An 11,734-nucleotide genomic window follows, 5' to 3' on the forward strand; every position below is an offset into this window, starting at 1 on the left:
GTAAAGCTTTTGTTACAAGTATTAAAACAAAAAATCCTACTAAATTTAGTAGGATTTTTTTGTTTCTATTTTTGATGATAAATGTTTATTTAACAAAAATTTTAAATAATTGAGTAGCACCAAAATTATCTTGTGCTAGTACTAAATAAACCCCAGTTGAAATTGATTTATTAGAAATATTTTGTCCTAAAATATTTCTAATTTCTAATTTAATATTAGGTAAATTACTACTAAAACTACCGTTTGAGAAATTAATAACCAATCCATCAATAGTTGTAGATTTATTAGTTAAAACAATTTCTTCATATTCAAAAATTCTAGCATGTCCAGCATCTACCTTAGCTCCATCGTTTAAAGCAGCACCTATAGAAACTATAAAACCTGTACTATTTAAATCTACAGAAATCCCAGATTCGTCATAATTAGCTTCTCCATTAATATCATCACCTAATTGTGTCCAAGTTCCAGATTCGTTTCTAAAAATTCTTACATGTCCGTGTTTAGTAGCATTGTCTCCATTTCTTTTTGATCCAATAGCAATAATAAAACCATCAGTATTTATGCTAACAGCATTTCCAAACTCATCTTTAGATCCTTCTCCCTCTATATTACTACCTATTTGAGACCATGATGAAGAGGTATATTCATAAACACTTACATGTCCTGTATCTATTCCAACTGCTCCATCGCTTTTAACAGCACCAACAATAATTGTATTTCCGTTACCGTTTAACTCTAATGTTGTACCAAAATAATCTTCAGAAGTTTCTCCATACAATTCAGAATGCAAAGACCAAGTACTAGAACTATATTCGTAAATTTTAACCAAACCTGTATTTGTAGCATTTCCTGGAGCTCCCACAGCTAATTTAGTTCCTAGTTGATTGATGCTTATTGCTGTTCCAAAATTATCTCCTGCTACACCACTTAAATCTAAACCTTGTTGTACCCAATTACCTCCAGTATATTCATAAACTCTAACCAAACCTGTATTAGCAGCATTTCCTGGAGCTCCCACAGCTAACAAAGTTCCTGATTGATTTAAACTTACAGAAGATCCAAAATAATCTCCTGCCACACCATCTAAATCGGTTCCTATTTTAGTCCAAGTTCCTGCATTGTATTCGTAAACTCTAACATGTCCAGCATTAAGACCTCCATCGTTATTTACAATACTTCCTATAGCAACAATAGTTCCGGCAGCATTCATACTTAAAGAATAACCAGATTGATCATCTGCAGCTTCTCCAATTATTTCGTTTCCATATTGCACCCATTCGTTTGCTTCGTTTTTTTTGTAAACAGTAACTACACCGTTATTAAAAATAGTTGAAGATTCATCATCATCTGGAGCTCCTACAGCAACAATATCACCTAAATCGTTAATAGCTATAGAGGTTCCAAAAAAGTTTTTCTGTCTATCACTATCAATATCAGATCCTACTTGAGACCATTGTGCAAAAAAAGATTGCGTTGCTAATACGAATACTAAGAGTAGTTTTTGTTTCATTAATTTAATTTTTTGCAAACATACATCATAACTTATGTTAGTTGTAATAATATCAAAATTAATTCCTGAGCTTTATACTAATGTTACTCTTTTCTATAATTTCATTTTTTAAATAGGTTATTGTTATCAACACTTATATAATATCTAATTTCTTCTTTTTTAAAATTTATAAAACAAATTATAGGGTATTATTAGGTGTTCATTTATACAATAACTCTACTTAATTTAATTTTGAGGTAACATTAAGTTTACTTTATTAACAAGTTATTAGATTTATAAACTCTTTGTTTTAAATAGATTAATAGTAGTTATTCACAGTTGTTAATAACCGTTTTTTTACTTTTTCTAAGTATAAAAAAATGATTGTTGATTATTCATAAACCGTGAATAAATTGTTAATAACCGTTCAAAACTTTTTAGTAAATAAATTTGCTTTGTATTAGGTGTGTCGCGTATTGTTTTTTAAGCTTAGAATACAAAATTTACTTTCGTTTTTTTAACCACAGTTTATCAACAATTTGCTGTTTTTTGTAATCTGTTGATTTTAAAGGTTTTTAGCAATAGTTATTATTTATGGTGTTAATAACTGTTAATAATGTGAATTTGTTAAAAAGTTATTCACTTTATTGATGATATTGTATTTTTATAAAACTTAACTATTTGAGCATCAGTATCTTATTTTTTTAGAATAAAACAGTTTTTTTTAAACTGCTTTTTTGATGCTATTCCTTTGTTAAAAGTAGTTTTATTGATAAAATATAAATGAACTAATCTTATTTATATTAAGGTATATAAGTAGAAAAAACATTAATATACTTAATAGTAAAAAAGACAATATAAAAGTAATCTTCTTTTTAGTTGAACCACTAAAAACATATGAAAAGAAGCTAACAGCTAACAAGTAGATTGTTAGTTATTATATATTAAAGTAAAAGAAGTTTAATATTTAAACACAATCTGTTTTCTTTTCTAGCAAAACTTAATGCACTATACCCTAGGTTTTTTGTAAATTTGTGGCAAATTATAAAACCACCATTATGAAAATAGCAATCGGAAACGATCACGCTGGTCCAGCTTATAAATTAGCTATCGTAAAGTTATTAGAAGAAAAAGGAATTGAGGTAGTGAATTATGGAACGGATACTTTTGATAGTGTAGATTATCCAGATCACGCTCATAAAGTAGCTAGCGATGTAGGTACTAAAGTTGTAGATTTTGGAATTTTAATTTGTGGTAGTGCCAATGGTGTTGCTATGACTGCTAATAAATATCAAAACGTAAGAGCTGGTTTATGTTGGACAAAAGAAATTGTTTCTTTAGTAAGACAACATAACAACGCAAATATTTTATGTATTCCTGCTCGTTTTACTGCTGTAGAACAAGCTATAGAAATGGTAGAAACTTTTTTAAACACTGAGTTTGAAGGAGGTCGTCATCAAAATAGAGTTAGTAAAATTGCTTGCTCTTAAATAAAGAACTTACATAGTTAAAAAACTGTATTGAAATTTCAATGCAGTTTTTTTTATTGATTCGTATATATAACAGTTTTTAGTTTCGTCTTAAATAACACAAAATGAATATACCTAAAGTTGATTTACCAAGAGTTGTAGTAATTGGAGGAGGATTTGCAGGTTTAAACTTAGTTAAAAAATTAAGAAAATTACCCATTCAATTAGTAATGGTTAACAAGCATAATTACCATGCTTTTCAACCATTATTGTACCAAATATCTACAAGTGGATTGGAGTCAGATTCTATTGCTTATCCGTTAAGGATGTTTATTAAAAAGCAACAGAATTTTTATTTTAGAATGGCTGATGTAAAAGAAGTTGATACCCAAAATAAAATTATAAAATCAGATATTGGTGATTTGTTTTATGATTATTTAATCATTAACACAGGAACTAAAACCAATTATTTTGGGAATAAAGAAATCAAAAAACACGCAATGCCAATGAAAACAATTCCTCAGGCATTGAATTTACGTAGTTTGATTTTACAAAATTTTGAAAGAGCTAGTGTAGAAACCGATGAGGAAACTATAAAGTTTTTATTAAACTTTGTAATTGTGGGTGCAGGTCCTACCGGAGTTGAATTGGCAGGAGCTATTGCAGAATTTAAAAAGAGTGTATTACCTTTAGATTATCCGGATTTAGATGCAAGTTTAATGCAAATTAATATTTTAGAAGGTGCTCCTAGAGTTTTACCTCCTATGAGTGAAAATGCCTCTAAAAAATCTACACAATTTTTAGAAGAATTAGGAGTAAAAGTACATACTAGTACCATTGTAACAGAATATGATGGAAAATTAGCTAAAACTGCAGATGGAAAAGAGTTTCCTACACGTACTTTAATTTGGTCTGCAGGGGTTATTGCAAACAGAATTAATGGTTTTCCTGAAGAATCTTCAGAACCAAGAAGCCGAAGATATTTTGTAAATGAATTTAATCAAATAAAAGGTTTTAAAGATGTTTTTGCTTTAGGAGATGTAGCTTTAATGATTTCGGAAGATTATCCAAGAGGACATCCACAAGTAGCACAACCGGCTATACAGCAAGCAAATAATTTAGCTAAAAACTTTCCTAAAATTTTAAAAGGAAATACGCAGTTAAAACCTTTTGTATATAATGATAAAGGTTCTATGGCAACTATTGGTAGAAACAAAGCTGTTGTAGATTTAAAAAACTTAAAATTTGGAGGATTTTTTGCTTGGTTAATTTGGATGTTTATCCACTTAATTTCTTTAGTAGGTTTTAAAAATAGAATTGTTATTTTATTAAGTTGGGTATTTAATTATACTAACTATAACAAAGGATCTCGTTTAATTGTAAGACGTTTTAGCGTGAGTAAACGTAGGGTAAGAACCAATGCAGAATTGTAAAAAACATTAAGTTATTATAAAAAAAAACTCAACTGATAAAGTTGAGTTTTTTTATGCTTTTTAATTAGATCAACGCTTGATAAAATTGCTGATACTGTTGATTGTTAGGATCCAATTGTAATAATTTTTCAACCTGATCTTTAGCTAATTTTATTTGCTTATTTTGATGGTAGATATAAGCTAACAAATAAATTAAATCAGTATTGTTAGCACTTCTTTTTAATTGAGTTTTTAATACAGAAATAGCATTGCTAGTTTGATTGTTTTTAAAATGTAACAAAGCCAAATTATAAACAATTCTATCATTGTCTGGCATAAATTCAAGAGCCTTTTTTAATTGCTCAATAGCTTCTTTAGGTCTTCCTAATTCGTTTAATAACAAACCATAATCAAAATTGGTTAATCCAAAACCAGGTTCTTGTTTTATAATGGTTTTATATGCTTTTTCTGCTTCTATATACTGTTTGTTCTGATAGTATAAATTAGCCAATGTAGTACGGACTATATTGTTTATAGGGTCTAACACCAAAGCTTCTTCTAAAGTTTTAATAGCACTTGGAATTTTACCAACACTCATGTAGTATTGGGCACGTTTCATTCTACCTCCAGAAAACTCTGCTCCTACTTTTAAAACGTTAGCAAATTCAATTTTTACTTTGTTGTAAAAGGGTTTATATTCTTCTGGTATTTTAGATGCTGGTACAGCACTTAAAGCAAAAAAGGCTTTAGTTCTTACAGCTCTTTTTTTGTCTTTTAACAAAGGCAATAAAGCTTTGTAATTTTCGGTTCCCGCTTTTAATTCAAACATTAAATCTGCAGCAGCCCCTTTTACCAAAGGAGAATCGTCTTTTAAAAATTTAAGAACATCATTAATATTAATTTCAGAAACGTAATTGTTTAAATTAGAAACTGCCGATGCTCTAGCAATATTTGGATAAACAGTATCATTGGCCAAAGCCATTAAACTGTCTTTACCTCCTTCTGCTCTTGTAATTCCAGGAGCTAATTTATCAGAAAAATGATCTTTTTTAGGTTCACCGTATAGTTTTACAAAATTATCATAAGCCCATTGATCGTCTTTATCTTTATGACAACCAGCACAAGCATTTGGTGAGTTGTATTTTAAACTTAAATCGGGTCTAGGAATTCTAAAACTATGGTCACGTCTAAAATCATTTCCCATATAATGTTTACCGGTCATATGACAGTTAATACACAAAGCACTTTCTGTTCCCATAGGGTGTTTATGATGACTTTCTGTGTCGTATTTAGGTCCTTCATGACATTGTAAACACAATCTATTGTCATTAAATTTTCTTTTGGTAGAATGTACGTTATGACAATCTTTACAACTTACTCCATTGTGATACATTTTACTTTGTACAAAAGATCCATACACATAATCTTCATCTAAAATTTGACCATCTGCATGGTATAAATTTTCACGAATTAATTGTGGAAAATAATGGTCTAAAAACGTTCCTTCTGGAGTGTGAAATAAACTAACATTTTCACGTCTTGCATGGCATCTTGCACAAGCATCTACCAATTCTTTAGAACCTAAATTGGTCATTTGCATGGTACCATCTGTTTTGTAATGGTCTCCTTTAATTATAGCATTAGAAACATGCTCTTTTCCAGGTCCATGACAAGCTTCACAACTTACATTTATAATAGCATAATTAGTATCGTAACTATGGTCTTTTTCGTTGTAATTCTTTTTAACATTGGTACTGTGGCAATCAGAACACATGGTATTCCAATTTAGTCCTCCTCTACTCCAATGCAACCATTCGCTATGTACTACTTTAAAATCCGGATACAAATCAAACCACTTTCCTTTTACGGTGTCATAAGCAGTTCTTAAACATTGATAATGTCCATCAGGAAACAACACAATATATTGTTGTAAAGGAGTTAATCCAAAAGTATAAATAATCTGAAAATCATGATTTTTACCATCTCTCCCTTCTGTATTTGCATAGAATTTTCCATCTTTTTGAAAAAAGGTAGAAGTTACTCCTTGACTTTTAAAGACTTCTCCCTTAAATGGAGCAATTATACTTTCTCTAGATGCTTTTTGCATAGATTTATCATGATGAGATCCTTCCCATTCTTGAAATTGATCTGCATGACATTCTTTACATTTTTGACTACCTACATAATGTTTGTTTGGAATACTATCTGTATTGGTAAAAATAGACATAGGATCTACTTTTTGATAGCCCTCATCTTTTGTGTTTTTACAAGCAATAAATAACAAAGTTGTTAGTAGTAGTAAATAAATTTTTTTCAAAAGATGATGGTTTTAAATAGTATTCAAATATAATAATAAAAGATTAAATAGTCTTTTATTTAATTAACAGATTTTGCACATCTAAATCCTGTATTAAATAAAGAAGAATCTATAGTATTTTGAGCTCTAAATGTAGTTGTAAAACTTAATTCTAAAGCTTGGTCATACATAAAAGAACCTCCTCTTGTAACTACAGCATTTGGATTTTTTTGAAAAGGAGCATTTTTGTCATAAGGTTCAAAAACAGAACTTGTCCATTGCCAAACGTTTCCTACCATATCGTAAATTCCACTGTTACTTTTAGGAAAAGCATTAACAGGAGAAGTAAACAAATATCCATCCACTGCGTTTTGATCTTGAATTGTTTTTCCATCCCAAGTATTGGCCATAATTTTATTGTTCTTTCTAACGGTGTTTCCCCAAGGATATTTTAAATTATTTCCATTTTTTGCAGCAAACTCCCACTCTATTTCTGTAGGTAATCTTTTTCTAGCCCATTTAGCATAAGCAACCGCATCGTTCCAACTTACATGTGTTACAGGATGATTGTCTTTGGCTTTTTCTCCATCAATTCCAAAAGGAAATTCCCAAGTAACTCCTTTTACCAAGTTCCAAGTAATGTTTGCAAAATCAAACACTCCAGAATCTCCGTAATTTTCAGCCTCTGTAGTATAATTAGTAGCTTCTACAAATTTTCTAAAATCAGCAACAGTAACTAAATTTACATCTAAGTAAAACGGAGCTACGGTAGCTTCAAAAGCAGGAGCTTCAATAGGAGTTCTATCATTTGCACCTACTGTAATTTTTCCCCCGTTAAACAATACCATATTACTAGTATCGGCTACTTTAGAAATTGGAGCTGTTTTTGTTTCTTTTACTTCAGTTTTAGTAGCTGTAGTTGTAGTATTTTGTTTGTCATTTTTACAAGAAGGTAAAAATAAGGCTGTCAATAGAAGGGCAAAAAAGTATTTCATTTGGATTTTTAATTTATTATAAGTGCAATATTATCTATTTATATCTATATTTTTAGTACGAAGTAACAATAAGATACTATTTTTGTTCAATAGTTTAAATAAAAAGAATTGAAATGACAGCAATGCTGGATGAAAAACAACTAAAGTACGATACGGCTTATTTAAGAATGGCTTTTGAGTGGGCAAAATTGTCGCATTGTGAAAGAAAACAAGTAGGTGCTTTAATTGTAAAAGATAGAATGATTATTTCTGACGGTTACAACGGTACTCCTTCTGGATTTGACAACTGTTGTGAAGATAGTAATTACGATACCAAATGGATGGTATTACATGCAGAGGCCAACGCAATTTTAAAAGTAGCTGCCTCTACCCAATCTACCAACGGAGCTACGTTATATATTACATTATCACCTTGTAAAGATTGTAGTAAATTAATTCACCAATCGGGAATTAAAAGAGTGGTATATGCACAAGAATACAAAGACACCACAGGAATAGATTTTTTAAGAAAAGCAGGTGTTGAATTATTGAAATTAGATATACATGAAGCAAAATAATAACATTCCAATTTTTATTGGATTATCAATCGCTTTCGGAATTATTTTAGGAAGTTTTTTTAATATTAGTAATGTTGGAAAAATTTACAATCCTACCAATTTAAGAGATGGTGGTAAATTAAGTTCTGTACTTAAATACATAGAAAGTGAATATGTAGATGAGGTTGATGCCGATAAAATTACCGAAGAATTAATCACTGATTTATTAGACAAATTAGATCCTCATTCTAGTTATTTATCTAAAGATGCTCAACAATATGCAAAAGAAACCATGGAAGGTAATTTTGTAGGTATTGGAGTACAATTTGTAGTTAAAAAAGATACAGTTGTAGTGGTAAAAGTATTGCCAGATGGACCTAGTAAAAAAGCTGGAATTAGAGCGGGTGATAGATTATTAACGGCAGATAAAGACACTATTTTTGGTAAAGGCTTAAACTCTAACGACATAGTTAGTAAGTTAAAAGGAATAGAAGATAGTCAGGTATTGGTAAAAGTACACAGACCTGGAGAACAAAATTTAATAGACTTTAACATTACTAGAGGTAAAGTTGCTATTAAAAGTGTACCCGTTGCTTTTAAATTAACAGATGATTTAGGGTATATTAAAGTTGATAGATTTGCCATGACTACTTATGATGAATTTAAAACAGCTTTAGATACTTTACAAAAAAATGGAATTCAAGATTTAGTATTAGATCTTAGAGGAAATCCAGGAGGTTATATGCATATTGCTGATCAAATAGCTGATGAGTTTTTAGCAGATGGAAAGTTAATTGTGTACACAAAAAACAAAAAAGGTCGTCAAAAAAACTCAGTAGCTACAAGTAAAGGTTCTTTTGAAAAAGGACATATTTATGTATTGGTTGATGAAAATTCAGCATCGGCAAGTGAAATTGTTTCGGGTGCTTTACAAGATAATGATAGAGGAACTATTATTGGACGTAGAACTTTTGGAAAAGGATTGGTACAGCAAGAAATAGATTTTAACGATGGTTCTGCCATGCGATTAACCATTGCTAGATACTACACTCCTACGGGTCGTTCTATTCAAAAACCTTATGGAAATAATAATTACGATGATGAAGTTTCTAGTCGTTACAAAAGCGGAGAATTGTTTTATAGAGACAGTATTAAGGTAGTAGACTCATTAAAATACACCACTCCAAAAGGAAAAGTAGTGTATGGTGGTGGCGGAATTACTCCAGATGTATTTATTCCTTTAGATACTACAAGTAGCTCTAATTACTACGAATTAAACTTAATTAATAATTTTGTATACAACTATGTAGACAAAAACAGAAAGGAATTGTTAAAATACAACGAAGCTAATTTTTTAGAAGAATTTAAAGTAACTCCAAGTATTTTAAAAGAATTTAACAAGTACATTGCACCTTATAAATTTTCTGATAACGAAACATTAAAAGCGTTTATGAAAGAAAATTTTGCAACCACACTTACCACCGATGAGGTGTATTTTAAGTTGATGCAACAAAGAGATTCTTATATTAAAAAAGTAATATCCTTACACCAAAATCAATAAAATATTGAAAGCTAAAAAAATATACTTTGCTTCCGATCAACATTTTGGAGCTCCTAATGCAGAAAAAAGTTTACAACGCGAAAAGTTGTTTGTAAACTGGTTAGATCTTGTTAAAAAAGATGCAGAGGCTATATTTTTATTGGGTGATTTATTTGATTTTTGGTTTGAATACAAGCATGTGGTTCCTAAAGGATTTGTAAGAGTTTTAGGAAAAATAGCAGAAATTAGAGATTCAGGAATTCCTATTTATTTTTTTGTAGGTAATCACGATTTATGGATGACAGATTACTTTGAAAAAGAATTAAACATTCCAGTATATAGAAAACCTACCGAATTTAGGTTGCACGATAAATCTTTTTTAATTGGCCATGGCGATGGTTTAGGACCAGGAGATAAAGGCTATAAATTTTTAAAAAAAATATTTGTAAACCCTTTGTGTAATTGGTTGTTTAAGTGGTTTCATCCCGATTTAGGAATGGGATTGGCCAAATATCTTTCTATAGAAAATAAAACTATTTCTGGAGAAGTAGATGTAAAATTTTTAGGAGAATACAACGAACATTTAATCTTGTTTTGTAAAGAAGTATTGCAAGAAAAACACTACGATTATTTTGTATTTGGTCATCGTCATTTACCTATGATTTTTGATTTACCTCACAATTCTAAATACATCAATACCGGAGATTGGATTACCTATTTTACCTATGGTGTTTTAGAAAATGGTGTGTTTGATATTAAGGAACACCTTCAAAATTCTTAAAATATAGAGTGTTAAAAATAATTTAATTTTCTCTCTTTTTTTCATTTTTAATTATTATTAAAAATGTCCGATTGGGCTATTGTATTGTCTTATTGGGCTGTTCTAGTGGTTTTTTAGAAGTTATTTTTGTTTAAAACAACTAAAACTAGAACACCAAGGTATTGGTGTTTGATAAAACTACATAAAATGAAAAAAAAAATACTCTTAAGCCTTTTACTCTTTTTTGCTTTGGTAAATGTAAATGCGCAAACATTTACTGTTGATGGTCTTAACTACAATATTACAGATGCAACTAACAAAACAGCAGAAGTAGGAGATAATATTACTTATAGAGGAACAACGGATAATACTAACTATGGGGGTGTTAGTTCCTATAGAGGATATAGTGTAAATATACCTAGTACTGTTACAAATAATGGAGTTACTTTTACAGTAACAAGTATTGGAAATGGAGCTTTTAAAGGATGTAGTGAACTAACAAGTTTAACGATTCCAAACACAATAGTTACAATTAAAGAGTATGCTTTTTATGGACAATCAGAATTAAAAAGTCTAACCATTCCAAATTCTGTAATAAGTATTGGAGATTTTGCTTTTGAAGGTGGATATTCTTCTTTCATAGGTGCTCATAGAAACTATTCAAGGTTAGAAACCATAACATTAGGGAATTCATTAAAGACAATAGGTGTTTCTGCTTTTAAAAATTGTAATAGCTTAGTAAGTTTAACCATTCCAGATAGTGTAATTAGTATTGGAGACTCCGCTTTTGCTATTAATGAAAATAGAATTTTTAATAAAGAAAGTAATTTAACCAGTTTAACTTTGGGTAGTTCATTAATTACTATTGGAGCATCTGCTTTTAAAGGTTGTGTAAATTTAACCAGTTTAACCATTCCAGATAGTGTAATAAGTATTGGAGATTCCGCTTTTGAAACTTATAATAATCATGATTTATTGGGTTATGAACCACCTTTAAAATTAACCAGTTTAACCTTAGGTAATTCATTAACTACTATTGGAGCCTCTGCTTTTAGAGGCTGTGAAAATTTAACCAGTTTAACCATTCCAGATAGTGTAATTAGTATTGGTTCTTCTGCTTTTTCAACAACAGATACATCTGGTTTAGGAGGTAACCAACCATCTTTAAAATTAACCAGTTTAACTTTAGGAAGTTCACTTTCAAGTATTGGTTCTTCTGCTTTTAAAGGTTGTGTAA

The 11,734-nt window shown here is 29.9% G+C and carries 9 protein-coding genes; 6 read left to right on the forward strand and 3 right to left on the reverse strand.

What is annotated here, in order from left to right; translation table 11 throughout:
* Positions 1–85 precede the first annotated feature (85 nt).
* Positions 86–1,510 (reverse strand): FG-GAP repeat protein, encoded by a 1,425-nt coding sequence (locus GGR97_RS00100; RefSeq protein WP_167896381.1) that lies wholly within the window; start codon positions 1,508–1,510, stop codon positions 86–88.
* A 1,037-nt stretch (positions 1,511–2,547) separates the two neighbouring features.
* Here GGR97_RS00100 and rpiB point away from each other — a divergent pair.
* Positions 2,548–2,979 (forward strand): ribose 5-phosphate isomerase B, encoded by a 432-nt coding sequence (rpiB, locus tag GGR97_RS00105; protein WP_167896382.1) that lies wholly within the window; start codon positions 2,548–2,550, stop codon positions 2,977–2,979.
* Positions 2,980–3,083: 104 nt separating this feature from the next.
* Positions 3,084–4,391, forward strand: coding sequence for an NAD(P)/FAD-dependent oxidoreductase (locus GGR97_RS00110; RefSeq protein WP_167896383.1), 1,308 nt, complete (start codon positions 3,084–3,086; stop codon positions 4,389–4,391).
* Positions 4,392–4,455: 64 nt separating this feature from the next.
* Here the strand turns inward: GGR97_RS00110 and GGR97_RS00115 are convergent, their stop codons facing one another.
* A complete protein-coding gene (locus GGR97_RS00115) occupies positions 4,456–6,687 on the reverse strand; it encodes a tetratricopeptide repeat protein (protein WP_167896384.1) in 2,232 nt (743 codons plus the stop codon).
* Positions 6,688–6,746: 59 nt separating this feature from the next.
* Entirely contained in the window at positions 6,747–7,661 is a 915-nt protein-coding gene (locus tag GGR97_RS00120; protein WP_167896385.1) for a formylglycine-generating enzyme family protein, read from the reverse strand.
* A gap of 122 nt (positions 7,662–7,783) precedes the next feature.
* Here GGR97_RS00120 and GGR97_RS00125 point away from each other — a divergent pair, with 122 nt between their 5' ends.
* The 4 genes from GGR97_RS00125 to GGR97_RS00140 all read left to right on the forward strand — a co-directional run.
* Positions 7,784–8,218, forward strand: coding sequence for a deoxycytidylate deaminase (locus tag GGR97_RS00125; RefSeq protein WP_167896738.1), 435 nt, complete (start codon positions 7,784–7,786; stop codon positions 8,216–8,218).
* On the forward strand, positions 8,205–9,758 hold the full coding sequence (locus GGR97_RS00130) for a S41 family peptidase (RefSeq protein WP_167896386.1): 1,554 nt from the start codon (positions 8,205–8,207) through the stop codon (positions 9,756–9,758). The genes GGR97_RS00125 and GGR97_RS00130 overlap by 14 nt, the downstream gene beginning before the upstream one ends.
* Positions 9,759–9,762: 4 nt before the next feature.
* Positions 9,763–10,518 carry a UDP-2,3-diacylglucosamine diphosphatase gene (locus GGR97_RS00135; protein WP_167896387.1) on the forward strand — a complete coding sequence of 252 codons (756 nt, stop codon included), beginning with the start codon at positions 9,763–9,765 and terminating at the stop codon, positions 10,516–10,518.
* Positions 10,519–10,704: 186 nt separating this feature from the next.
* A partial coding sequence (locus tag GGR97_RS00140) for a leucine-rich repeat domain-containing protein (RefSeq protein ID WP_167896388.1) occupies positions 10,705–11,734 on the forward strand: 1,030 nt, incomplete at its 3' end.

Origin of the sequence: Wenyingzhuangia aestuarii (assembly GCF_011927765.1) — a bacterium.
GTDB classification, from domain to species: Bacteria; Bacteroidota; Bacteroidia; order Flavobacteriales; family Flavobacteriaceae; genus Wenyingzhuangia; species Wenyingzhuangia aestuarii.

Bases quoted from the DNA above. Each gene is read 5' to 3' on its own strand.
- GGR97_RS00125 (WP_167896738.1), top strand. From the start codon at position 7,784: ATGCTGGATGAAAAACAACTAAAGTACGATACGGCTTATTTAAGAATG.
- GGR97_RS00110 (WP_167896383.1), top strand. From the start codon at position 3,084: ATGAATATACCTAAAGTTGATTTACCAAGAGTTGTAGTAATTGGAGGA.
- GGR97_RS00130 (WP_167896386.1), top strand. From the start codon at position 8,205: ATGAAGCAAAATAATAACATTCCAATTTTTATTGGATTATCAATCGCT.
- GGR97_RS00120 (WP_167896385.1), bottom strand. From the start codon at position 7,661: ATGAAATACTTTTTTGCCCTTCTATTGACAGCCTTATTTTTACCTTCT.
- rpiB (WP_167896382.1), top strand. From the start codon at position 2,548: ATGAAAATAGCAATCGGAAACGATCACGCTGGTCCAGCTTATAAATTA.
- GGR97_RS00100 (WP_167896381.1), bottom strand. From the start codon at position 1,510: ATGAAACAAAAACTACTCTTAGTATTCGTATTAGCAACGCAATCTTTT.